General features: G+C 46.7%; 14 protein-coding genes, 2 tRNA genes and 3 rRNA genes. 12 read left to right on the top strand and 7 right to left on the bottom strand.

Going from position 1 to position 24,729, the window contains the following annotated elements; genetic code table 11:
• The first annotated feature begins 12 nt into the window (after positions 1-12).
• Genes C825_RS22140 through C825_RS22130 form a run of 3 tightly spaced genes read left to right on the top strand, consistent with a single transcriptional unit; the run spans position 13 to position 4,239 of the window.
• Positions 13-1,134, top strand: a complete 1,122-nt coding sequence (locus tag C825_RS22140) for a sensor histidine kinase (RefSeq protein WP_010800204.1) — start codon at positions 13-15, stop codon at positions 1,132-1,134.
• Between the two features lies 1 nt (position 1,135).
• Positions 1,136-2,866, top strand: coding sequence for a HAMP domain-containing histidine kinase (locus C825_RS22135; protein ID WP_010800203.1), 1,731 nt, complete (start codon positions 1,136-1,138; stop codon positions 2,864-2,866).
• A gap of 29 nt (positions 2,867-2,895) precedes the next feature.
• On the top strand, positions 2,896-4,239 hold the full coding sequence (locus C825_RS22130; protein ID WP_010800202.1) for an aspartate kinase: 1,344 nt from the start codon (positions 2,896-2,898) through the stop codon (positions 4,237-4,239).
• Positions 4,240-4,324: 85 nt separating this feature from the next.
• On the opposite strand, the gene mscL is transcribed toward C825_RS22130, so the two are convergent.
• Both mscL and hcp read right to left on the bottom strand, forming a co-directional pair.
• Entirely contained in the window at positions 4,325-4,750 is a 426-nt protein-coding gene (mscL, locus tag C825_RS22125) for a large-conductance mechanosensitive channel protein MscL (protein ID WP_007659472.1), read from the bottom strand.
• Positions 4,751-4,825: 75 nt separating this feature from the next.
• Positions 4,826-6,481: a hydroxylamine reductase gene (hcp, locus tag C825_RS22120; protein WP_010800201.1), complete on the bottom strand. Its 1,656-nt coding sequence runs from the start codon at positions 6,479-6,481 to the stop codon at positions 4,826-4,828.
• A 361-nt stretch (positions 6,482-6,842) separates the two neighbouring features.
• Here hcp and C825_RS22115 point away from each other — a divergent pair, with 361 nt between their 5' ends.
• Positions 6,843-7,511 carry a Crp/Fnr family transcriptional regulator gene (locus C825_RS22115; RefSeq protein ID WP_044215266.1) on the top strand — a complete coding sequence of 223 codons (669 nt, stop codon included), beginning with the start codon at positions 6,843-6,845 and terminating at the stop codon, positions 7,509-7,511.
• 146 nt (positions 7,512-7,657) lie between these two features.
• Positions 7,658-8,251 carry a 5'-nucleotidase gene (locus C825_RS22110; RefSeq protein WP_154278471.1) on the top strand — a complete coding sequence of 198 codons (594 nt, stop codon included), beginning with the start codon at positions 7,658-7,660 and terminating at the stop codon, positions 8,249-8,251.
• Positions 8,252-8,298: 47 nt separating this feature from the next.
• Here C825_RS22110 and C825_RS22105 read toward each other — a convergent pair whose 3' ends face one another.
• The 3 genes from C825_RS22105 to C825_RS22095 all read right to left on the bottom strand — a co-directional run bounded on the left by C825_RS22105 (position 8,299) and on the right by C825_RS22095 (position 11,103).
• The gene (locus tag C825_RS22105) at positions 8,299-8,811 is read right to left on the bottom strand and encodes a ferritin-like domain-containing protein (protein WP_007659478.1); all 513 of its coding nucleotides are present in this window, start codon (positions 8,809-8,811) and stop codon (positions 8,299-8,301) included.
• Positions 8,812-8,925: 114 nt separating this feature from the next.
• On the bottom strand, positions 8,926-10,086 hold the full coding sequence (gene fucO / locus C825_RS22100; RefSeq protein WP_010800199.1) for a lactaldehyde reductase: 1,161 nt from the start codon (positions 10,084-10,086) through the stop codon (positions 8,926-8,928).
• A gap of 129 nt (positions 10,087-10,215) precedes the next feature.
• Positions 10,216-11,103 (bottom strand): pirin family protein, encoded by an 888-nt coding sequence (locus C825_RS22095; RefSeq protein WP_010800198.1) that lies wholly within the window; start codon positions 11,101-11,103, stop codon positions 10,216-10,218.
• A gap of 532 nt (positions 11,104-11,635) precedes the next feature.
• Between C825_RS22095 and C825_RS22090 the strand changes: the two genes are divergently transcribed.
• The 7 genes from C825_RS22090 to C825_RS22060 all read left to right on the top strand — a co-directional run bounded on the left by C825_RS22090 (position 11,636) and on the right by C825_RS22060 (position 22,701).
• Positions 11,636-13,162 (top strand): 16S ribosomal RNA (locus C825_RS22090).
• 147 nt (positions 13,163-13,309) lie between these two features.
• Positions 13,310-13,383 (top strand) — tRNA-Ile (locus C825_RS22085).
• A 23-nt stretch (positions 13,384-13,406) separates the two neighbouring features.
• A tRNA-Ala gene (locus C825_RS22080) sits at positions 13,407-13,480 on the top strand.
• Positions 13,481-13,611: 131 nt separating this feature from the next.
• Positions 13,612-16,490: ribosomal RNA gene (locus C825_RS22075) — 23S ribosomal RNA — on the top strand.
• Between the two features lie 104 nt (positions 16,491-16,594).
• A 5S ribosomal RNA gene (gene rrf, locus C825_RS22070) occupies positions 16,595-16,705 on the top strand.
• The 16S, 23S and 5S rRNA genes sit together here with 2 tRNA genes alongside, the layout of an rRNA operon.
• Positions 16,706-17,038: 333 nt before the next feature.
• A complete protein-coding gene (locus C825_RS22065) occupies positions 17,039-18,205 on the top strand; it encodes an efflux RND transporter periplasmic adaptor subunit (RefSeq protein WP_007659138.1) in 1,167 nt (388 codons plus the stop codon).
• Entirely contained in the window at positions 18,202-22,701 is a 4,500-nt protein-coding gene (locus tag C825_RS22060) for a multidrug efflux RND transporter permease subunit (RefSeq protein ID WP_007659137.1), read from the top strand. Before C825_RS22065 ends, C825_RS22060 begins: the two co-directional genes overlap by 4 nt.
• Before the next feature lie 81 nt (positions 22,702-22,782).
• Here C825_RS22060 and C825_RS22055 read toward each other — a convergent pair whose 3' ends face one another.
• Together C825_RS22055 and C825_RS22050 are read right to left on the bottom strand one after the other, a co-directional pair.
• Positions 22,783-23,697: a fimbrillin family protein gene (locus tag C825_RS22055; RefSeq protein WP_007659136.1), complete on the bottom strand. Its 915-nt coding sequence runs from the start codon at positions 23,695-23,697 to the stop codon at positions 22,783-22,785.
• A gap of 45 nt (positions 23,698-23,742) precedes the next feature.
• Positions 23,743-24,714: a fimbrillin family protein gene (locus C825_RS22050; RefSeq protein ID WP_007659135.1), complete on the bottom strand. Its 972-nt coding sequence runs from the start codon at positions 24,712-24,714 to the stop codon at positions 23,743-23,745.
• Positions 24,715-24,729: the final 15 nt, after the last annotated feature.

Raw genomic sequence — 24,729 nt, 5'->3', positions numbered from 1 at the left:
AACAAGCAACTCATGGACAGAGAACAGAGCGTACAACACTTTTTAGATTTGCTGAAAAAATCCCGCCGCGGAAATTTCAAGATATACATCGGCATGATTGCCGGTGTGGGGAAAACCTACCGTATGTTGCAGGAGGCGCACGAATTGCTTCGGAGCGGCATCGACGTGCAGGTAGGTTACGTGGAAACACACGGCAGGGTTGAAACGGAGGCGTTGGTCGAAGGTTTACCTTTGATACCGCGTCGCCGGTCATTTTATAAGGGGAAAGAAGTGGAGGAGATGGATTTGCAGGCTATCCTGAATATCCATCCGGAGGTCGTGATAGTAGACGAGCTGGCGCACACCAACATCGAAGGTAGCAAGAATGAAAAGCGCTGGCAGGACGTTACGGACATTTTGGAGGCAGGTATCAGTGTCATTACTGCCGTCAATATCCAGCATCTGGAAGGGTTGAACGAGGACGTGCAGGATATCACCGGCATCGAGATAAAGGAACGCATCCCCGACAGTGTCCTGGAGCAGGCGGACGAGGTGGTGAATATCGACCTGACAGCCGACGAACTGGTGAAACGCCTGAGAGCCGGAAAAATATACAAGCCGGAAAAGATTCAGACGGCGCTGAACAACTTCTTCAAGTCCGAAAACATTCTCCAGTTGCGCGAACTTGCCCTGAAAGAGGTTGCGCTACGTGTCGAGAAGAAGGTGGAGAACGCGGTCCCCGTCAATACAGGTGTCCGGCATGAAAAATTCCTGGCTTGCATCAGCAGTCAGGAGAAGACGCCGCGTAAGGTCATCCGCAAGGCTGCCCGGCTGGCTACCCGCTACAACACGAAGTTCTTTGTCCTCTACGTGCAGATGCCCTGCGAAAGTATCGACCGCATCCCGTTGGCAAACCAGCGTTACCTGTCGAATCATTTCAAGCTGGCGGCCGAACTGGGAGGCGAAATTATACAAGTGCAGTCCAAAAGCATCCCCGACAGTATTATCGAAGTATGCCGCGAAAAGCAGATTTCGACCGTCTGCATCGGGAAGCCTGCCTTTACGCTTGTTTCCGTGTTCCGTGCTTGTTTCCAATACCGGAAATTGCTGAATAGCTTGTCGCAAATGAATATTGACCTGATAATATTGGCATAATATGTTACAGTCTGTTAGTCTGAAGATTAAAACGAAGCTCACCTATGGTATAGGTCTGCTGTTTGCAATGATTGTCCTGCTGGGCGGTCTTTCGGTACAGAATATCTACCGCATGTCGGCAGATACGCAGAATATCCTGGCGGATAATTACAATACGCTCCTGTATTCGCGCCGTATGCTGGATGCCCTCGAACGTATCAAGACCGACCCGGTGGCGCGTACCGAGTTCGAAAAGAACCTGAACCTGCAAAAGGAGAATATAACGGAAGTGGACGAGAATGTCGCGACCACCCATCTGGTCACGCAATACGAATCCATGAAAAAGGATATGAACGACGTCTCCATCCAACGTGTCCGCATGGCATTGAACGAGGTGATGAGCCTGAACATGGCCTCCATCTACCGGAAAAGCCAGGTGGCGGAGCATACGGCACATGAAGCCTTGCTGTGGATTTGCATTCTCGGCATCATCTGCATTCTGATTGCCTTTGCTTTCCTGATCCGCCTCCCCCGATCCATCAACACGCCGATCCGCAAGCTGACGGACGGTATCATGGAGATTGCCAACCATAATTACGAGAAGCGCCTCGACCTCGGGAAATATGAAGAGTTCGCCGCCGTCGCCAACTCCTTCAACCGGATGGCGGAACGGCTGACCGAATACCGTAAGAGTACGCTGGCGGATATTATCCAGGGGAAAAAATACATCGAAGCCATCGTCAACAGCATCACCGAGCCGATCATCGGGTTAGACGGGAACCGTAAAATACTTTTCGCCAACGATGTCGCCCTGACAATCCTCAATCTGAAACGTGAAAATGTCATCGGCAAGTCTGCCGCCGAACTGGCGCTGAAGAATGACCTCCTGCGACGTCTCGTGCGCGAACTGGTGCAACCCGACGAAAAGAAAGAGCCTCTCAAAATTTATGCTGATAACAAAGAAAGTTATTTCAAGGTACAATACATTCCCATCCATCTGACGGACGGGCAGAAAGACGTCAGCCAATACGTCGGCGACGTTATCCTCCTGAAAAACATTACCGAGTTCAAGGAACTGGATTCAGCAAAGACGACCTTCATTTCGACCATCTCCCATGAACTGAAAACACCTATTTCAGCCATCATGATGAGTCTCAAACTCCTGGAAGACCAGCGGGTAGGCGATATGAACAACGAACAGAGAGCGCTTGCCGAAAGCATCAAGGAAAGCAGCGACCGCCTGCTCGAAATAACCGGCGAACTCCTCAAAATGACGCAGGTGGAAACCGGAAAACTGCAACTGAACCCGAAAATCACCAAGCCAATCGAACTGATAGACTACGCCATCAAGGCGAACCGTGTGCAGGCGGAGCGTTTCGGCTGCCATATAGAGGTCGAGTATCCGGAGAAAATCTCCAAACTCTTTGTCGACAGCGAAAAGATAGCCTGGGTCCTGACAAACCTTTTGTCGAATGCCATCCACTACACGCCGGAGAACGGCCGCATCATCATCGGTGCCCGCCAGGAAGGCAAAGTCGTGGAGATATTCGTCCGCGATTTCGGCAAGGGCATCGACCCGCGTTACCATCAGAGTATTTTCGACCGTTACTTCCGCGTTCCCGGTACGAAAGTGCAGGGTAGCGGCCTCGGACTGGCTATCAGCAAGGACTTCGTCGAAGCTCATGGCGGAACCATCCGTGTGGAAAGCGAGATAGGAAAGGGAAGTACCTTTATCGTTTCATTTAATGTCTGATAATAAGTAAGAAAACACAGTAAACAATCATGAAAGTATTAAAATTTGGCGGTACATCTGTCGGCTCGGCCCGACGGATGAAGAACGTCGTATCCATCATATCCGGCGGTGAACCTAAAATTGTCGTCTTATCGGCGATGGCCGGAACAACTAATTCGCTGGTCGACATCACCCGTTGCTTCTATCGCAAGGAGGTCGATGAGGCAAATAAAATCATTACCCGCCTTGAACAGGCTTATGCCGGTCATATCGAGGATTTATATACCTCTGTCGCCTATAAGGAAAAGGCACTGGAACTGGTAACGGAACGTTTCAATGAAATATGGGCGTTTGCCGGTGCTCCTTTTACCGTCTTCGATGAAAAGGTGGTGCTGGCGCAGGGTGAATTGATTTCCACCGGCATGATGCATCTTTACCTGCAAGAGCAGGGAATGAAGTCGGCATTGCTTCCGGCCCTCGATTTTATGCGGATAAATGCCGACGGTGAGCCGGATATGTCCTACATCGAAGAGCATCTCGGAACACTGCTGTCCCGCTTCCCGGACACGGATATCTTTATTACTCAGGGTTTCATCTGCCGGAACGCATATGGCGAGACGGATAACCTGCAACGCGGGGGAAGCGATTACAGTGCCTCCCTGATCGGAGCGGCCGTCCATGCCAGTGAAATACAGATATGGACGGATATCGACGGTATGCATAATAACGACCCGCGCGTGGTAAACCATACCGCTCCTGTCCGTCAGCTTAACTTTGAAGAGGCGGCGAAGCTGGCTTATTTCGGAGCGAAGATTCTCCATCCTTTTTGCATCCGCCCGGCAAAGGAAAGCAATATCCCGGTCCGCCTGCTGAACTCCCTGCAACCCGATGCTCCCGGAACATTAATCTCGAATACAGCGGAGAAGGGCAGGATCAAGGCGGTAGCAGCGAAAGACAATATCGTCTTCATCAAAATGAAGTCGTTGAATATCCTGCCGCCTCATAAGTTCCTGAGCACGGTGTTCGATACGTTCGCCCGCTACAAAACGGCTGTCGATATGGTGACGACTTCCGACATAGGCATCTCCGTGACGACCGACAATCCCGAACATTTGCAGGAAATAGTGGGCAGCCTGGAGAAATATGCAACGATTAGTGTCGAAAAGGATATGGTAATCGTCTGCGTAGTCGGCGACCTTGAATGGCAGAATGTCGGCTTCGAGGCAAGAATCATAGATGCGTTGAAAGATATTCCCGTGCGGATGATTTCTTACGGGGGAAGCAGCAGCAACGTCTCCCTGGTGATGAAGTCCGCCGATAAAACGCGTGCATTGCAGGCACTGAGCTCCCGCCTGTTCCCGAAACCGGATGAGACGGAAGCGATTGGTGCCTGAAAACAGAAGCGTGCCAAAAAGAGGCTGACCTCTGTTTTGACACGCTTCCTTGTTGTTCAGGAAACCTTACGGATAAGGTTTTTCTTTATTTCTTTTCTTTCAGTAAGTCACGTATTTCAGTCAGCAACTGAACATCGGCTGGCGGAGCGGGAGGGGCGGCAGGCGCTTCTTCCGTTTTCTTTTTATTCAGGGCATTCATCCCCTTTACCATCATAAAGATAGCAAACGCGATAATGATAAAGTCGAAAGTCACCTGTATAAAATTCCCGTAATTGATTGTGACGGCAGGCGTAATGACTTTATCGCCTTCCATAACCGCCTGTTTCAGCACGATTTTCAAATCGGTAAAGTTGACTCCACCCACCAGTAACCCTACGGCAGGCATGATAATATCTCCAACGACCGAAGATACGATTTTTCCGAAAGCACCACCAATGATGATACCGACAGCCATGTCAACGACGTTGCCGCGCATGGCAAACTGTTTAAATTCTTGTAAAAACTTTCCCATATATATTCGCCTTTTTTATGTTATAACCATAAATGATTGCATTTGGTTGCGAATATACAAAGTTTAGTTAAAATATCAGGCAAGAATTAGCTTTTCTATATCTTCATCTACGGTGCTGATGGTTCCGATGCCGAAGTTTTCAACCAGTACCTTCGCCACGTTCGGTGAAAGAAATGCCGGTAACGTCGGTCCCAGGTGAATGTTCTTAACGCCCAGGCTCAGCAACGCCAGCAGGACGATAACCGCCTTCTGTTCATACCACGCAATATTATATACAATCGGCAGTTCGTTGATATCTTCCAGTCCGAAAGCCTCCTGCAACTTCATGGCGATGACGGCTAATGAATAACTGTCGTTGCATTGTCCGGCATCCAGCACGCGGGGAATGCCGCCGATGTCGCCGAGTGGCAGCTTATTGTAACGGTATTTGGCACAGCCGGCCGTCAGGATTACGCAGTCGGAAGGCAGTTCGCTGGCGAACTCCGTATAGTAATTGCGACTTTTCATTCGTCCGTCGCAGCCGGCCATCACGACGAATTTACGGATGGCACCGCTCTTAACGGCATCGATCACCTTGTCTGCCAACGCCATAACCTGGTTATGGGCAAATCCTCCGGTGATCTGTCCGTGCTCGATTTCTTTGGGCGTATCACATCGTTTGGCATGGGCTATGATTTCCGAGAAGTCTTTCGTCCTGCCGTCTTCCCTTGACGGAATATGTTTCCATCCCGGAAAGCCTGTCGAGTTGGTTGTATACACACGGTCTTTATAAGAAGCTCCTTCCAGTGGCGGAACGATACAGTTGGTCGTGAACAGGATGGGTCCGTTGAAGCTCTCGAACTCTTCCCGTTGTTTCCACCAGGCATTTCCGTAGTTACCGACAAAATGTTTGTATTTCTTGAAGGCCGGGTAATAGTTGGCCGGAAGCATTTCGCTGTGCGTATATACATCGACTCCGGTTCCTTCCGTTTGTGCAAGCAGCTCTTCCATATCTTTCAGGTCATGGCCGCTAATCAGAATGGCCGGATTGTTGCGTACACCGATGTTTACCTGTGTGATCTCCGGATTACCGTAACTGCTGGTATTGGCCTTGTCGAGTAACGCCATTGCTTTTACACCGTAACTGCCGGTTTCCAAAACGAGTGCCGTCAATTGTTCGGCCGAAAGGTCTTTCCGCAGAGTTTCGGCAAGGGCATGCTGTATGAAAGCATGTAAATCCTTTTCCTCGAATCCCAGATTGCCGGCATGTTCGACATAAGCTGCCATTCCCTTTAAGCCGTAGATGATGAGTTCTTTCAGGGAACGGATATCGGGATTGGCTTCACGCAACACACCGACCGTAAGGGCTTTTCCTTCGAAAGTACTTTCGTTGCCTTTCCAGACCAGTTCATCGATGACCGGCAGTTCGATGCCGTGTCCGGCCGCCATTTCTTTTAGCTGTTCCCTAACTTTCAAACCATAGACAATCCGGCCGGTAATACTCTCTATATCGAAGTTCGCATTTGTTATAGTAGAAAAGAGCGCATCGACAACGAAACGGTTGATATGCGCGGGAACTTCTACTCCGGCATTCCGTAACAGGGTAGCCACAACGGAAACACCTTTGGTGACAAATAAAAGCAGGTCCATCCGGTTGGCCGTTTCATCATCCTTCCCGCAGACACCCTTGATAGTACAACCGGTACCTTTCGCAGCTTCCTGACACTGAAAACAAAACATTTTTGCATCCATACTATTCTATAATTTATTGGTTTATATTATTCCGAAACAAAAGTAGGACAGGCCGGTCTCTTATATTGTACCAAATGTTACAAACGCGGATATTTCTTTGATAAACGCGGTCATACTTTCATTTGGATACGAGGGAAACATGTGTCGGTTCCTATGTCATTTTATTTATCTGCTGATGTAAGTTGTTGCCGACGTCCTCGACAATATTGCCGACACTGTCGAAAGCTTTGCCGACGTCGTCGATTATTTTGCCGACAGCGTCGGCAACAACTTACATCAGCAGGAGAATAAGGTTTCCTCCGTATCTTTTCCTATATTTGCCTGTATATATAATTGAATAAGTCTGTATATATAAATGAATATGATAGCAATTCTTTCTAAATCCATATTATTCCGGAATATCCCGGAATCAGACATTTCCGGTTTGTTGGAGACAACGGCTTACCGGGTCGCATCTTACCGCCCAAAGGACATTATAGCTTTGCAGGGAACGCCATGCAATTATCTGATGATCGTGTTGAACGGACTTTTGCAGGGACAGATGGTGAATGATGCGGGTAAACTCGTTGTTATTGAAGAATTGGAAGCGGCTCAGTTGTTAGCCCCCGCTTTTTTATATGCCCCAAAAAACAATTTGCCGGTAAATATCATCGCCATGGAGCCGTCAGAGATTTTATTTATCCATCGGGATGATTTTACCGTGTGGATGCAGCAGAACAGGCAGCTTCTTCAAAACTTCCTGATGCTGATATCCGGCAGGAGCCATTTCCTGAGTGACAAGATTATGTTCTTGTCTTTGAAGAATATAAAGAATAAGATAGCGGATTATTTGCTTCATAAACTGCCGGACGCGTGGTCTACGGTGATTCATCTGACCGATACTCAGCAGGAGATAGCCGATTCATTTGGTGTGACCCGTCCTTCGTTGGCACGTGCATTGGCAGAGATGGAGCAGGAAGGAATTATTTCTATAGACAGGAAAGTGATAACGATTTGTAACATGCAGCTTTTGCGGCAGATGGGGCAATAAAGCATCCAATCGGAAACAGTTTTGCCAGCCAATATCCTTATAAGGATTAAAAGAAATTAATCCGTCAGACCGATATACCGACTTCGGTCAGCTTTTAATTATCTTCGTAACTGAATTTTAGAACAGTGCCACAAACCGACCCGGAAATGGACTTAACCATAAAAGGAGAAGAGGAAGATGTGAAAGGGAATAAAGTTATAAAACTGGAGAATTTCGATAAGCAGAATATCACTTTGGGAACATCTGTCCAGTTGAACGATAAAGGTCGTCTTTGTCTGAATGTATTTCCCGGAAGTGGAATGAGTCTGAAAATAACGGTTGGTAATGATACTGTAGAAAAAGAATATAGTTATGATTTAATACCTCATACATGGAATGCCCTTGATATAGATTTGGCCGGACTTCTTATTAAAACAGAAGGGAAGATTAACCGGATTAATTTATCCTGTGCTCCCGGAGGACGGACGCTTTATCTTGATCATATTTATTTTTGTGAAGAAAGTGAAGGTGAGGGAGAAGAACCATCTGAACCGGAAGAACCAGTCGGACCTACTGTAGCTGCTCCTACTCCTTTACAGGCAGAAAGCAGAGTTGTTTCGGAAACTCCGGCTATAAAGATGGCAAGTATCGAGCAGAGATGGAACTCATTGGATATACTTCTGTTTGATTATCAGAAATATATTAATATGGCAAATCTTTATTTTATCCGGCTGGAATCGAATAAACCCACAATTTTCTAAGAAAAGAGTGGGTTTATTTTTTTAAGTAATCTATACCGGACCAGGTATTACTTATTCAGGAAAGAACTTTTCATTCTGGCAATATCAGTCAGATAATCCTGCAAATCCTGTTCATGTTCTTCTTCCATAGCCAGGATATGTTTGGCTATTTCGCAGGTAGTAAAGTCTTTGCCATCTGTAAATTCGGCAATTTGCTGGTATCTGACAATGGCGCAACGTTCTGAAGCGACATTCTGGTTCAGCAGGCTGACAACATCGAAGTCATTTGGTACGTCATATTTGCATCTGGCCAGTTCGAACCATTGTTTCGGATCGAGAACGGGAACACCTTCCAGTTCGATGATACGGTCGGCCAATAGTTTGGCATGGCCTAACTCTTCGTTGGCATGTTCTTCAAATTCAGCCTGTACGTTTGCACGCATAGCACCTTCTGCAACCAAAGCGCCTACCCAATATTGATAGTATGCTAACCATTCTTCTGATAATGCAGCGTTAAGCTGTGATAACAAACTTTCTACGTCTAGTTTTTTCTGTAGAATCTTAACACTTTCTTTTGCCATAATTGTAAAATTTAGTTTAGTATAATGCTCGTTCGTACTGTTCAAACAATACTGCCGTGTGTTTGTTCATACTAAACTAAATTGGAACGGTAATTTATTATTTTTTCTATTATGTTAGATGTAGGCTTTCCGGTAGAGAGCAAGAAGGTCTTCGACGGTAACGTCTCTCGGATTGCCGGGAGTACATACATCTGCATAAGCTGATTGAGCCAGTTGTTCCAGGTCTTCTTCTTTTACTCCGATCTCGCTTAGTTTCTGTGGAATGCCGATTTTCAAGGATAGTTGTTTGACGGATTCTACTGCTGCGATAGCTGCCGTTTCATCGTTCATTCCTTGTATGTCGCATCCCATTGCTTGTGCTATTTTCTTATATTTCTGAATGGAAGAAGGCATATTATATTCCATCACATAAGGAAGTAACAAAGCATTGGCAACTCCATGAGGTATGTTATAGAAAGCTCCCAGGGGATGAGCCATTCCGTGTACGGCTCCTAATCCGACGTTACTGAATCCCATACCTGCAATATATTGAGCTACTGCCATACCATTACGCGCTTCAAGATCATGGCCGTTGGCAACGGCTGCGGGAAGATGGCGGGCAATCATTTCAATGGCTTTCAGTTCAAACATATCTGACATTTCCCAGGAACCTTTGGTTATATAACCTTCGATAGCATGGGTGAGCGCATCCATACCGGTCGCAGCAGTGAGCGATTTGGGCATGGAACTCATCAGCTCTGCATCGACGATTGCCAGGACTGGAATATCATTCGGGTCTACACAGACCATTTTTTTGACATTCTCTTCGTCGGTAATCACATAGTTGATAGTTACTTCTGCTGCTGTTCCTGCCGTAGTTGGCAAAGCTATAATAGGAACGGATTTGTTTTTGGTATTGGCTACACCTTCCAGTGAAACGACATTTGAGAATTCAGGGTTATTAGTAATAATCCCTATTGCTTTTGCCGTATCTGTCGGGGAACCGCCTCCTATGGCTATGATGAAATCGGCAGCAGATGCTGCATATGCTTTTACGCCGGCTTTTACATTTGTAACAGTTGGGTTTTGTTTTACTTCTGCAAAAGTGGTGTAGGGGATAGCCGCCTGTTCCAATATGTCGGTAACCTGTTTTACTACTCCAAATTTTACAAGATCATTGTCTGTTACGATAAATGCTTTTTTAAGGTTTCTCCTTTTTACTTCTTCAGGGATAACACTCCTTGATCCCGGACCAAAGTAAGATGTTTCATTCAATACGATTCTGTTCGTGTTCATGATCGTTTTTCTTTTGTTATGTATTGTAATAGGGCGTCAAAAGTAAAGCATTACCAGTTTCTGAAACTTATAAATATGATATTTATGGTTTCAAAACTGATAATGCTTTTACGTTAGGATTATTGTCGTTTAATCGTCCAGTTTGCCGAACTTGCCGGCTCCCAAATCAATGTAAGCTTGTTTTAATTCTGCCACGTTATTCATAACGAACGGACCATATGCTGCAATAGGTTCTTTGATCGGTTCACCACTCATTATAAGAACAGTAGCTTTGTTTACAGCGTGGATGGTGAACGTTTCTCCTTTAGTTTCAAATAAAGCAAAATAGTCGGTTGGAACCAATTCATTATTATTGATTTTTACGGAACCTTCAACGACTAAAATAGCAGTATTGTAGTCTGCCGGAAATGAAAATTCAGCATTTCCACCTTTGTTTAGTTTAGCATTGAACAGATGCATCGGGGTAAAAGTGGATGCTATTCCGTTTGTATTCTGATATCTGCCTGCAATAACTTCCACCATACCTGTGTTATCGGGTAATTCGACTTTAGGTATCTGGCTGTTTTCGATAGATTGATATTTAGGATCGGCTTTCTTATCCCTGGCGGGAAGATTGATCCATAATTGTACAATGTGAAATTCGCCTCCTTTCCGGCTGAAACTTTCTTCGTGATATTCCTTATGAAGTACTCCGGATGCGGCTGTCATCCATTGGATATCGCCCGGTCCGATCACGCCGCTGTTGCCTCTGCTGTCGTGATGGGCTACTTTTCCTTTATATACGATTGTGACGGTCTCAAACCCGCGGTGAGGGTGTACTCCGACTCCTCTCGGCTCTTTACGTGGAGAGAACTCCATTTTTGCATTATAATCTAACAGGATGAAAGGATTCATACGTTCCCTGCTTAGTTCTTCCAAATGCGGTATGAAATTATGAACTCTGAATCCGTCTCCAACCATATGCGGAGCAGGCGGAGCAGGCGGAGCTATGATACTTTCTACTTTTTTTATTGTCATAAAATAATCTCTTTGTTTTTTAGTAAAACAAAAAAGAAAATGGCTTTGTTGTTGCAATTCGTTATTCCCATATTATAATGTATAGGGAAGGTCCTTGAAAAGATCTTAGTTAGGTAATAACGTCTGAATTTTAAGGATAGTTGCATGGTGAGACTCTGTTAGATTTTTTTTTCTTTTGTAATTGTCAGTCGTTCAGAATTATAGTCTATCGGTAACGATTTAGTTTAAAAAATAATCCCATAAAAGTTTGGAGCGTATGTTGTAAAGCACTACTTTTGCACCCGCATTCGAGAGAGAACGGCACTGCAAAACATGATGAAAAAAACTTTTAGAAAAAACTTCCTAAAATATTTGGAAGTATGGAATAAAAGTTCTTATCTTTGCATCCACGTTCGCTAAAATAAAGCGAGTGTAACAACAAGAGTTCTTTGAAAGATTTACATATCAACAAGTAGTACAAGTATTAAAAATTAATACCGTCAATAACTTGAAAATAAATACGAATTCTGAGCATAGATATAAAACAATTTAAACAACGAAGAGTTTGATCCTGGCTCAGGATGAACGCTAGCGACAGGCTTAACACATGCAAGTCGAGGGGCAGCACGGTGTAGCAATACATTGGTGGCGACCGGCGCACGGGTGAGTAACGCGTATGCAACCTACCTATCAGAGGGGAATAACCCGGCGAAAGTCGGACTAATACCGCATAAAACAGGGGTTCCACATGGAAATATTTGTTAAAGAATTATCGCTGATAGATGGGCATGCGTTCCATTAGATAGTTGGTGAGGTAACGGCTCACCAAGTCCACGATGGATAGGGGTTCTGAGAGGAAGGTCCCCCACACTGGTACTGAGACACGGACCAGACTCCTACGGGAGGCAGCAGTGAGGAATATTGGTCAATGGGCGAGAGCCTGAACCAGCCAAGTCGCGTGAAGGATGAAGGATCTATGGTTTGTAAACTTCTTTTATATGGGAATAAAGTGAGGAACGTGTTCCTTTTTGTATGTACCATATGAATAAGCATCGGCTAACTCCGTGCCAGCAGCCGCGGTAATACGGAGGATGCGAGCGTTATCCGGATTTATTGGGTTTAAAGGGTGCGTAGGTGGTTAATTAAGTCAGCGGTGAAAGTTTGTGGCTCAACCATAAAATTGCCGTTGAAACTGGTTGACTTGAGTATATTTGAGGTAGGCGGAATGCGTGGTGTAGCGGTGAAATGCATAGATATCACGCAGAACTCCGATTGCGAAGGCAGCTTACTAAACTATAACTGACACTGAAGCACGAAAGCGTGGGGATCAAACAGGATTAGATACCCTGGTAGTCCACGCAGTAAACGATGATTACTAGCTGTTTGCGATACACAGTAAGCGGCACAGCGAAAGCGTTAAGTAATCCACCTGGGGAGTACGCCGGCAACGGTGAAACTCAAAGGAATTGACGGGGGCCCGCACAAGCGGAGGAACATGTGGTTTAATTCGATGATACGCGAGGAACCTTACCCGGGTTTGAACGCATATTGACAGCTCTGGAAACAGAGTCTCTAGTAATAGCAATTTGCGAGGTGCTGCATGGTTGTCGTCAGCTCGTGCCGTGAGGTGTCGGCTTAAGTGCCATAACGAGCGCAACCCTTATCACTAGTTACTAACAGGTCATGCTGAGGACTCTAGTGAGACTGCCAGCGTAAGCTGTGAGGAAGGTGGGGATGACGTCAAATCAGCACGGCCCTTACATCCGGGGCGACACACGTGTTACAATGGTGGGGACAAAGGGCAGCTACCGTGTGAGCGGATGCTAATCTCCAAACCCCATCTCAGTTCGGATCGAAGTCTGCAACCCGACTTCGTGAAGCTGGATTCGCTAGTAATCGCGCATCAGCCATGGCGCGGTGAATACGTTCCCGGGCCTTGTACACACCGCCCGTCAAGCCATGGGAGTTGGGGGTACCTAAAGTCCGTAACCGCAAGGATCGGCCTAGGGTAAAACCGATGACTGGGGCTAAGTCGTAACAAGGTAGCCGTACCGGAAGGTGCGGCTGGAACACCTCCTTTCTGGAGCGCAGAGTTCGTTATCAAGTTGACTCAGAGGTATTAGTTAACTTGTACTACGGTTGAATATGTATAAAATATAGATCTACCGGCAATAAAGTGTCGGCAAGAGAGAAAAATGATGCTGAGGGAAACCAAGGCAAAGTTGACAGTCCTATAGCTCAGTTGGTTAGAGCGCTACACTGATAATGTAGAGGTCGGCAGTTCAACTCTGCCTGGGACTACAGAATCTCTGAGAGAGAATTTTGGGGGATTAGCTCAGCTGGCTAGAGCATCTGCCTTGCACGCAGAGGGTCAACGGTTCGAATCCGTTATTCTCCACAAAAAGTTACCGAGACATCAGAAACGTAAAGTAACGACAAGATCTTTGACATGATGGACAACGTAAAATAAAGTAACAAGAGCAAGCTGAAGATATATCAATCCGATTTACCCCTGTGGTAACCGGAAATAAGAAAGTAAGCAAGGGCAGACGGTGGATGCCTTGGCTCTCGGAGGCGACGAAGGACGTGATAAGCTGCGATAAGCTGGGGGGAGATGCAAATAATCTTTGATCCTCAGATTTCCGAATGGGGCAACCCGGCAGGTTGAAGGCCTGTCATCCCGTAAGGGAGGCGAACGTGGGGAACTGAAACATCTAAGTACCCATAGGAGGAGAAAATAAGAATGATTCCGCAAGTAGTGGCGAGCGAACGCGGAAGAGCCCAAACCGGTATTGTTTAGGCAATACCGGGGTTGTAGGACCACGCTGTGGCAAGAACTTAGGAAAGTGGAACACTTTGGAAAAAGTGATCGTAGAGGGTGAAAATCCCGTACACGACTTTCTAACGAAGCCTAGTGGTATCCTGAGTAGCGCGGAGCACGAGAAATTCTGTGTGAATTAGCGGGGCCCATCCCGTAAGGCTAAATACTCCCGAGAGACCGATAGCGAACCAGTACCGTGAGGGAAAGGTGAAAAGAACCTCGAACAGAGGAGTGAAATAGACCCTGAACCCGTCTGCCTACAAGCGGTCGGAGCAACGTAAGTTGTGACGGCGTGCCTTTTGCATAATGAACCTACGAGTTACTTTCTCCGGCAAGGTTAAGTATTTCAGATACGGAGCCGAAGCGAAAGCGAGTCTGAACAGGGCGACATAGTCGGAGGGAGTAGACGCGAAACCAAGTGATCTACCCATGGTCAGGTTGAAGGTTAGGTAACACTAACTGGAGGACCGAACCGGTAAGCGTTGAAAAGCTTTCGGATGAACTGTGGGTAGGGGTGAAAGGCTAATCAAACTTGGAGATAGCTCGTACTCCCCGAAATGCATTTAGGTGCAGCCTTTATTTAGTATAGCATGAGGTAGAGCGACTGATTGGATGCGAGGGCTTCACCGCCTATCAAGTCCAGATAAACTCCGAATGCGTGCTATATATTGATAAGGAGTGAGGGCGCGGGTGCTAAGGTCCGCGTCCGAGAGGAGAAGAATCCAGACCATCAGCTAAGGTCCCCAAATAACAGTTAAGTTGAACTAACGAAGTCAGACTGCAGAGACAGCTAGGATGTTGGCTTGGAAGCAGCCATTCATTTAAAGAGTGCGTAACAGCTCACTAGTCGAGGAGTTTGGCGTGGATAATACTCGGGCATAAACTGTTTACCGAAGCTATGGATCCAGAGTAATGGATGGTAGGGGAGCATTCCAGTGGCGTTGAAGGTGAGGGATAACCCTTGCTGGAGTAGCTGGAAAAGCAAATGTAGGTATAAGTAACGATAAAGGAAGTGAGAAACTTCCTCGCCGAAAGACTAAGGTTTCCTGATCAACGTTAATCGGATCAGGGTAAGTCGGGACCTAAGGATAAGCCGAACGGCGATTCCGATGGAAGAATGGTTTAATATTCCCATACTACTTTATAGAGCGATGTGGAGACGGAGAAGTGACAGTCCTGCCAACTGACGGAATAGTTGGTTAAAGGGTGTAGACGTTGATCGCGGTAGGCAAATCCGCCGTGAGAGTCGAACCTGAGAGTATGCCGAGTACTTGTACAAGGCAATATGGATGTAAACAGGCTCCCTAGAAAATCCGCTAAGCATATCTATAGAGTACCCGTACCGTAAACGGACACACGTAGTTGGGTTGAGAATACTGAGGCGCTCGAGTGATTCACGGTTAAGGAACTAGGCAAATTGACCCTGTAACTTCGGGATAAAGGGTCCCTGTCAGCGATGGCGGGGCGCAGAGAATAGGTCCAGGCAACTGTTTAACAAAAACACATGGCTGTGCGAAATAGAAATATGAAGTATACAGCCTGACACCTGCCCGGTGCTGGAAGGTTAAGAGGAGAGCTCATCGCAAGAGAAGGTTTGAATTGAAGCCCCAGTAAACGGCGGCCGTAACTATAACGGTCCTAAGGTAGCGAAATTCCTTGTCGGGTAAGTTCCGACCTGCACGAATGGTGTAATGATCTGGACACTGTCTCAACCGTGAGCTCGGTGAAATTGTAGTATCGGTGAAGATGCCGATTACCCGCGATGGGACGAAAAGACCCCGTGAACCTTTACTATAGCTTTACATTGAATTTGGGCAACTAATGTGTAGGATAGGCCGGAGACTGCGAAGCAGGCACGCCAGTGTCGGTGGAGTCGCCGTTGAAATACGGCCCTTTGGTTGTTTGAGTTCTAACTCGTGGAAACGAGGACACTGTATGGTGGGTAGTTTGACTGGGGTGGTCGCCTCCAAAAGAGTAACGGAGGCTTCTAAAGGTACCCTCAGACCGATTGGTAACCGGTCGTAGAGTGTAATGGCATAAGGGTGCTTGACTGGGAGAGATACAACTCGATCAGGTAGGAAACTAGAGCATAGTGATCCGGTGGTTCCGCATGGAAGGGCCATCGCTCAAAGGATAAAAGGTACTCCGGGGATAACAGGCTGATCGCTCCCAAGAGCTCATATCGACGGAGCGGTTTGGCACCTCGATGTCGGCTCGTCACATCCTGGGGCTGGAGAAGGTCCCAAGGGTTGGGCTGTTCGCCCATTAAAGTGGCACGCGAGCTGGGTTCAGAACGTCGTGAGACAGTTCGGTCTCTATCTATCGTGGGCGTAGGAGATTTGAGTGGCTCTGACACTAGTACGAGAGGACCGTGTTGGACAGACCTCTGGTTTACCGGTTGTACCGCCAGGTGCACCGCCGGGTATCTAAGTCTGGATTGGATAAGTGCTGAAAGCATCTAAGTACGAAGCCAGCCTCAAGATAAGATCTCCCTGAGGGTCGTTGTAGACTACGACGTTGATAGGCTACAGGTGTAAGGGCAGTAATGTCGAAGCCGAGTAGTACTAATAGCCCGAGACTTTCTATTTCCGGAAGGAAGGATTGATATATCAGCAGGGTTAGTAGAGATACTAACAAAGCGAAGGTTACTGAAAGAGTAGCGTTGTCCAGGTCAAACATCTTAAAAGGTATTAAGGTGGTTATAGCGTTGGGGATCCACCTCTTCCCATTCCGAACAGAGAAGTTAAGCCCAACCACGTCGATGGTACTGCGTAAAAGTGGGAGAGTAGATAGCCGCCGTTTTAGAGTCAAGAACTCCAAACAAATGAAAGGAATCAATCGTAAGGTTGGTTCCTTTTTGCATTTATAGCTGATGACTCTGACTATCCATAAATACATTATTTGTATTTGGTTTATATTTGTTTTGTGGATTATGTAGCATTTGTCTGTGGAATAATTCTACGAACCCCGTTTTTAATAAAGAAGTTGTTCTATTTGGTTGTTTATTTATATGGTTAGTATTTAGGGATATAGCGTTTTTTAACAGATTGTATTGAACAATGGTACGATTATTTCATTCTTACAATATAGAGATAGAACAATAGAAAATTTAAATGTCATTTATAGATATTAGTAATGGTAGGAGAAAGATTAGTAAAAGGAGGTATCGTATTAGTCGCCCTTTTAATGTTGGCAACAGGATGTCGAAAAAAAGAAGAGCCGTTGCGTCCCCTTGTCATAGTTGACAAGCCTCAGAAAGAAGATGTGCAAATTTTTGGTGAATATGTAGGCCGTATTCGTGCCGCAAGTTATGTAGAGATACATGCACGCGTAGAAGGTTATCTGGAAAGGATGCTGTTTGTAGAAGGTAAACAGGTGAAACAAAATGAACCTTTGTTTATAATAAATTCAGCACTTTATAAGGCACGCGTAGAGAAAGCGAAAGCACAGTTAAAGAAAAACGAAGCTCAGGCGGCAAAAGCCAAAAGAGATGTAGAGCGTTTACAGCCGTTGTACGAACAGCATGCGGCCAGCCAGTTGGATCTTGATAACGCATTAGCTTCCCTGGATGATTCGGAAGCTAATATCGCAATGAGCAGAGCTGACCTGGACCAGGCACAACTGGAGCTGGGTTATACAACAGTCACTTCACCGATTGCCGGATATATCAGTGAGCGTTTTGTCGATGTCGGCGCCCTGGTTGGTCCCGGTGTTAACTCCAAATTAGCGGCCGTGGTAAAAAGTGACACAGTATTGGTCGACTTCAAAATGACTGCATTGGATTATCTGCGTGCCGAACGCCGTAACATTAAGTTCGGTGAGCAGGATACGACCCGTTCCTGGCAGCCGACTGTAACCGTGACGCTGGCCGATAATTCCGAATATCCGGTCAAAGGCGTAGTCGACTTTGCCGATCCGATTGTAGATCCTCAAACAGGAACTTTCGGTGTACGTGCAGAATTGGCTAATCCGAATCAGAAATTGCTTCCCGGACAGTTCACCCGCGTGAAACTATTATTAGATGTACGTGAACGAGCAATCGTGGTTCCCCGGAAAGCTATTTCCATAGAACAAGGCGGTGTCTTCATCTATATTATTCGGCGTGATAATGTAGCGGAAAAGCGTTTTGTACAAACAGGACCTGAAATCGGAAATAACATTGTTATTGAGCGCGGTCTGGGAGAAAATGAAGCAGTAGTTATCGAAGGCTATCATAAATTAGTTCCTGGTATGCTGGTGCGTCCGGTTCAGGCAGGGGATGACAAAGCCATTGAAGCATATAGAGAGGAGGCAGGAGAATGAAGCCGGGATTCTTTATAGACCGTCCCGTATTCTCGACCGTACTATCTTTATTGATCGTTATTGTCGGGGTTATAGGATTGATGATGTTACCGGTGGACCAGTATCCTCAGATCACGCCTCCGGTTGTGAAGATCAGTGCCTCTTATCCGGGAGCCAGTGCCTTGACGGTGTCGCAGGCTGTTGCAACACCGATCGAACAGGAACTGAATGGTACTCCGGGTATGATCTATATGCAGAGCAGCAGTACGAACTCCGGAGGTTTGACTATAACAGTCACATTCGATGTTTCTGCTGATGCTGACCTTGCTGCTGTGGAAATACAAAACCGTGTGAAGCTGGCTGAATCGCGCCTGCCTTCCGATGTTGTTCAGAATGGTATCACCGTGGAAAAGCAATCGGCCAGCCAGTTGATGACGTTAAGCCTGAGTTCGGATGACCCGCGTTTTGATGAAATCTATCTGAGTAACTTCGCAACGATCAATGTGCTCGACGTACTTCGCCGTATTCCGGGTGTGGGACGTGTCTCCAATATCGGTAGCCGTTACTATGGTATGCAGATATGGGTATATCCGGACCGTTTGGCTAATATGGGACTGACAGTAAAAGATATCCAGGCTGCCCTAAAAGAACAGAACAGTGAATCCGCTGCCGGAGAATTAGGTAAACAGCCGGTTATCGACGTGGATATCACTTTGCCGATCACTGCCCGCGGACGTCTGTCTACGGTAAAAGAATTTGAAGATATCGTTGTCCGTGCCAATCCTGACGGATCGATTGTCCGTTTGCGCGATGTCGCGAGAATATCTTTGGAAGCCTCTTCTTATTCTACGGAAAGTGGAATAAACGGAAAGAATGCGGCTATCCTGGGTATTTATATGCTACCGGGTGCCAATGCTCTGGAAGTGGCAACGAATGTAAAAGAAGCGATGAAAGAGATCAGCCAGAACTTTCCGGAAGGGCTGGAATATAAGTTCCCTTTTGATATGACCGAATATATATCACAGTCTATCCATGAAGTTTATAAAACCTTGTTTGAGGCTTTGTTCCTGGTTATACTGGTTGTATTCCTGTCATTACAGAATTGGCGTGCCGCTTTAATCCCGACTATCGCTGTTCCCATATCATTGATCGGGACATTCGGATTTATGCTTATCATGGGATTCTCCCTGAATATGCTGACCTTGCTCGGACTGATCCTGGCGATCGGTATTGTGGTCGACGATGCGATTGTCGTAGTGGAGAATGTGGAACGTATCATGCATGAAGAACGGCTTACAGCCCGCGAAGCCACCCATAAAGCGATGCGTGAATTATCGGGAGCTTTGATTGCTACATCGATGGTGTTGGCAGCAGTGTTCGTTCCGGTGAGTTTCCTGAGCGGGATTACGGGACAACTGTATCGCCAGTTCTCTATTACGATCGTGGTTTCCGTATTGTTGTCGACTGTCGTTGCTTTGACATTAAGCCCGGCGATGTGTGCTTTGATATTACGTCCGACTGTAGGGAAGAAAAACTTCGTCTTCCGGAAGATCAATATATGGCTGCATAAAGGGAATAATAAATATATCCATTTGCTGACCCGTGCGATTACTAATCCCAAAAGAATTCTGGCCGGATTCGGTATGGTACTTGTTTTTATCTTTGTGCTGAACCGGATTATTCCTACCAGTTTTATCCCGGAGGAAGACCAGGGATTTTTTACGGTGGAATTAGTTATGCCCGAAGGTGCGACATTGGAGCGTACCCGTAAAGTAACTGACAGGGCGATAGAATTTCTGGAAAAACAACCGGCTGTCGCCTATGTCCAGAACGTGACGGGAAGCAGTACCCGTGTGGGAACTTCGCAAAGCCGCTCCACGCTTACCGTTATTCTGAAACCCTGGGAAGAACGTAAGTCTTCCGGTATGGGGGTTGAAGATGTGATGGCTGTGGCCCGTAAAGAATTTGAATACTATCCGGAGATACTCGCTTATCTGAATCGTCCGCCGGTAATACCCGGTCTGGGAGAAAGCGGAGGTTTGGAAATGCAGTTGGAAGCCCGCGGTGAAGCCAGTTGGGAAAATTTGGTAAGCGCCACCGATACATTTATGCTATATGCGTCGAAAGCTCCCGAACTGACCGGCGTATCTTCCGCCCTGCAACCGGAGATTCCGCAACTATACTTTGACGTAGACCGTGACCGGGCAAAGTTCCTGGGTATCCCTCTGACGGATATCTTCTCGACGATGAAAGCCTATTTGGGCTCCGTCTACGTGAATGACTTCAATATGTTCAACCGTATATATAAGGTATATATCCAGGCAGAAGCTCCTTATCGCGCCACCCGTGATAATATTGGACTGTTCTTTGTCCGTGCACAAAACGGTTCGATGGTTCCGCTAACCGCTTTGGGTACGACGAGCTATACGACCGGACCGGGTACGATCAAGAAGTTCAATATGTTCTCGACAGCTGCCATCAGTGCAGTGGCTGCCCCCGGCTATAGTTCAGGTGAAGCCATGGCTGCCATGCAACGGATTGCCCGCGAACATTTACCCGATAACATAGGTTTGGAATGGAGTGGTCTGTCTTATCAGGAAAAGAAGGCCGGCGGACAGACAGGCATGGTGCTTGCACTCGTATTCCTTTTTGTGTTCTTGTTCCTGGCTGCACAGTATGAAAGCTGGATCGTTCCGATCGCTGTTATCTTATCTTTGCCGGTTGCCGCTTTGGGTGCTTATCTGGGAATTTGGGCTACCGGGTTACATAACGATGTCTATTTCCAGATTGGGCTTGTCACGCTGATCGGGCTGGCGGCGAAGAATGCGATCCTGATCGTCGAATTTGCCAAAGTACAGGTCGATGCCGGAATAGACGTTGTTCAGGCTGCTATCCATGCGGCGCGGATGCGTTTCCGTCCGATCCTGATGACTTCCCTGGCATTCGTATTAGGTATGCTTCCAATGGTGTTGGCTAGCGGACCGGGATCAGCTTCACGCCATAGCATCGGTACAGGGGTGTTCTTTGGTATGTTGGTTGCCATTACGGTAGGTATTGTATTGGTGCCGTTCTTCTTTGTTCTGATTTATAAGATTAAACGAACGCTGCGGATGGATCGTGTTGCGCGGATAATACCTAAAAAGAAGATGCTCTTTTTTATGGTTGCTGCGTCGGCTGTTACCTTCTCTTTTTCTTCCTGTAAGCTAGGAGAGAAATATGCCCGTCCGGAGTTGAACCTTCCGACTGAACTGGAGGCCGGTGCCGACAGTCTTTCCGTGGATAATATTCCCTGGGAAAGCCTGTATGCCGATACCACTTTGCAACGGCTTATTACGACTGCCCTGGAGAATAATAAAGATATGAAGATAGCAGCCGCCAAGATCAAAGAAATGATTGCAGCCAAACGTATCACTTTTGCCGACCAGTTCCCGGAGATCGGTGCACGTATCTACGGTCAGAAAGAACGGCTGAATTATGGTGGTGATAACCCTAAACCTGATCCTGAATACGGTGCTAAACTCACCCTATCGTGGGAGTTGGATTTATGGGGTAATCTTCGTTGGGCAAATGAAGCAGGTATTGCTGCCTATATGCAATCAGTAGAGGCACAGCGTAGTTTACAATTGACACTGGTCGCCGAAGTAGCCGCTGCTTATTACGAACTGTGTGCCCTCGACCGTCGTCTGAATATTGTTCAGCAAACCCTCGATGCCCGTAGGGAAGGTGTTCGCCTGGCCAAACTTCGTTATGACGGCGGTTTGACCTCCGAGACTTCTTATAACCAGGCTCTGGTAGAATTGGCACGTACGGAAACTCTCGTCCCGTCATTGGAACGTCAGATACGGATAAAGGAAAGCGACCTGTCTCTCCTGTTGGGCGAGTATCCGGGATATATCCCCCGTGGCTTGTCTCTTAGTGAACAGCATTTGCCGGACGCCCTACCTGTAGGACTGCCTTCGGCGTTACTTGAACGTCGTCCCGATATGCGCCAGGCGGAGTTGAAGTTACGTGAAGCGAATGCTAAAGTAGGAGTAGCCTATACCGACCTGTTCCCTAAGATCAGTCTAACCGGTAACTTAGGAGCGGAAAGTGAAGAACTGGGCGACCTGCTGAAAAGTCCGGCCTGGTTTCTGGCAGGCGATCTGCTGCAACCACTTTTTGCTATGGGTAAGAACAAAGCAAAACTGAAGGCTGCAAAAGCTCGTTACGAACAGGAAGTGTACAGCTATCAGAAAAGTGTGATCGGCGCTTTCAAAGAAGTGAACGATGCAATCGTAACTATCCATATGGCAAAAGACATCCGTCGCTCGCAGGAAAAACTGGAAGCTGCTTCAAGAAAGTACGTGCAACTGGCAGAACTGCAATATATAAACGGAGTAACCAATTATATCGATGTGTTGGATGCCCAGCGTGGTTATTTGGATGCCCAGATCAGCCTGAATAATGCGGTGTTGGATGAACTGCTATCGGTAGTTTATCTGTATAAAGCGCTGGGAGGAGGTTATCAGGAACAATAGATATCTTAAAATAATTTCGCCCCGCTACCACCTGTAAAGGCGGAGTGGGGCGAAAAGTTAAAAAGCATCCCTTTTACAACCCTAGTCTGCTGTGATATTATCATTTTTAATATCGCCTGTACCCCAGTCGGAAACAGAGACATCACCCAGGATTACTCCTTCACCGTTCAGGCGAAGTTTTAGCGTGGTGTTCTTACCCTGTATCAAATTAATGGCAGTTGCTGGCTTGTAAGTAAATGTAGCATTGCCGACTTCAATAACGATTGTGATTCCATTTACATCTTGAATGGTCTGTACCGGTAGAACAGCACTGAAAACACTTCTGTCTGCCAGCGGTTTGATATTCACTTTATTGGATCCGCTAACAGTTGTTGTAGCCGGAGTTAGATCAGAACCATTGTAAGTAACTGTATAATCAGCTATAGCATCTTTGATTGTCACCGATTTGATAACGGGATTATCTATCGCTGTTGCATTTACTTCGATGGTCAGCTTGGCTAACGCATGCTTTAAGTCGAGAGACAGCGCTGTGTATTTGTCGTCACTTGCGGCTTTAGCTATCGATGTGTAAGCAACCAGCAAGTCCGAGTTTTTATACTTGTCGGCTGTACTTTGATTCGTTTCCACTTTGGCTGTAGTTGGAGCAGCAACAGGGGCTGTTGCATAGAAAGGAATGGAACCGGTAGCAGCAGCATGTATTGTGGCCCACTTCATCTTATCCGCGCCCAAATCCCAGATGGCGCCATCGTAACGGAAATCGGCATACTGGCCGGTAGCTGTATTTCCGGCCGTATTGTAATATAGATACAGTTGGTCGCCTGTCTGCCCATAAGAGCTGCTTGCCTTTGTGATCACTTCACCGGTCACGGTGGGGACAATCGTTACATACTTGCTGCTGATGGCAGGCGTTGGGTCATTCTCGTTATTACATGCGTTGAATAACAATGCGCTTAGCGCTAAAGCGGCTGTACCACTTACAATTTGTTTTGTTCTCATAATCTTAATATTTAACTAGTGAATAATATGTTATAGTGATCAGGTTTACGGGGTATCGATAGTTATATTGCCGTCTGCCGCGGCCGTTGTCCAGTCGGTTACCTTCACATCATCCAGCTCGACACCTGTACCTTTTACCGTAAGCGTCAGGGTGGTATGTGTCCCATTTGCCAGACTGACAGGAATTACGGGGGCATAGGTATATACATTGGTAGCTGTTCCGGCTGTAATGGTGGTTTTTACTTTTGCACCACTGTTACTGATCTCTTGCGCCGGAAGAATGATGGAATAGACCTTTATCGTTTTTACTCCGTTATCCTCATAGGAGTCGTCAGCTTCGCTATGCGGCGTGAGTTCTGTCGTAGTTGCGTCAGACTTAACTACGACTGTAGCCGGAACAGCGGCGGTAGGTGCCGGAGATGTATAATTAACCGTAAACTCCTTTTTTGCATTTTGAATAGTAACCGTAGAACTCGTAAAGTTGGTTATAGTACCCACTTTCACCTTCACCGTCAGCTTAGCCAGCATGTGTTTGAAGATAAGAGGGACTTTAGCCTTTTTGGCAGCCACTTCAGAGAATGCCATCAGCAGGTCGGAATTGGCGAAGTCGGCGTTGGCACTTTGGTTTTGCACGATAGAGCCAGTCGTTGCCTTGTCCAGGTCTGTGGGCGAAACGGCGAAGAATGGATATTCCCCGTTTACATCTTCGAGATCATCCCAAAAGATGCTGTTTCCTGACAGTTCAGCCGTCCAACTTCCGCTATAGGAATAGACTCCCTTTTCGTGTGCCTTTACATTACTTCCGTCCTTATAATACAGAAAGATTTTCTTGTTTCCTTCTGCCGGTTGGTAATTGTTATCCGCTTTGGTTACCACCTCTCCGCTTATGGAAGCGGAGATAGTTACAGGAGCGTTTCCGATCGGATCAATCTCGGTTTCGGGGCCTGCACAAGCGGTGAATGTTGCCAGGCAACAACTAAAGGCCACGGTTACATGTGTGAATAATGTTGTTTTCATATCATACTGTTATTT

This window comes from Parabacteroides sp. ASF519 (assembly GCF_000364265.2).
GTDB lineage: Bacteria > Bacteroidota > Bacteroidia > Bacteroidales > Tannerellaceae > Parabacteroides > Parabacteroides goldsteinii.
The sequence above is the reverse complement of the archived record's forward strand: the minus strand, read 5'-3'. Positions and strand labels throughout refer to the sequence as shown.

Bases quoted from the DNA above. Each gene is read 5' to 3' on its own strand.
- C825_RS22055 (WP_007659136.1), bottom strand. From the start codon at position 23,697: ATGAGAACAAAACAAATTGTAAGTGGTACAGCCGCTTTAGCGCTAAGC.
- C825_RS22135 (WP_010800203.1), top strand. From the start codon at position 1,136: ATGTTACAGTCTGTTAGTCTGAAGATTAAAACGAAGCTCACCTATGGT.
- C825_RS22050 (WP_007659135.1), bottom strand. From the start codon at position 24,714: ATGAAAACAACATTATTCACACATGTAACCGTGGCCTTTAGTTGTTGC.
- hcp (WP_010800201.1), bottom strand. From the start codon at position 6,481: ATGGATGCAAAAATGTTTTGTTTTCAGTGTCAGGAAGCTGCGAAAGGT.
- fucO (WP_010800199.1), bottom strand. From the start codon at position 10,086: ATGAACACGAACAGAATCGTATTGAATGAAACATCTTACTTTGGTCCG.
- C825_RS22065 (WP_007659138.1), top strand. From the start codon at position 17,039: ATGGTAGGAGAAAGATTAGTAAAAGGAGGTATCGTATTAGTCGCCCTT.
- C825_RS22140 (WP_010800204.1), top strand. From the start codon at position 13: ATGGACAGAGAACAGAGCGTACAACACTTTTTAGATTTGCTGAAAAAA.
- C825_RS22130 (WP_010800202.1), top strand. From the start codon at position 2,896: ATGAAAGTATTAAAATTTGGCGGTACATCTGTCGGCTCGGCCCGACGG.
- C825_RS22095 (WP_010800198.1), bottom strand. From the start codon at position 11,103: ATGACAATAAAAAAAGTAGAAAGTATCATAGCTCCGCCTGCTCCGCCT.
- mscL (WP_007659472.1), bottom strand. From the start codon at position 4,750: ATGGGAAAGTTTTTACAAGAATTTAAACAGTTTGCCATGCGCGGCAAC.
- C825_RS22115 (WP_044215266.1), top strand. From the start codon at position 6,843: ATGATAGCAATTCTTTCTAAATCCATATTATTCCGGAATATCCCGGAA.
- C825_RS22105 (WP_007659478.1), bottom strand. From the start codon at position 8,811: ATGGCAAAAGAAAGTGTTAAGATTCTACAGAAAAAACTAGACGTAGAA.
- C825_RS22110 (WP_154278471.1), top strand. From the start codon at position 7,658: ATGGACTTAACCATAAAAGGAGAAGAGGAAGATGTGAAAGGGAATAAA.
- C825_RS22060 (WP_007659137.1), top strand. From the start codon at position 18,202: ATGAAGCCGGGATTCTTTATAGACCGTCCCGTATTCTCGACCGTACTA.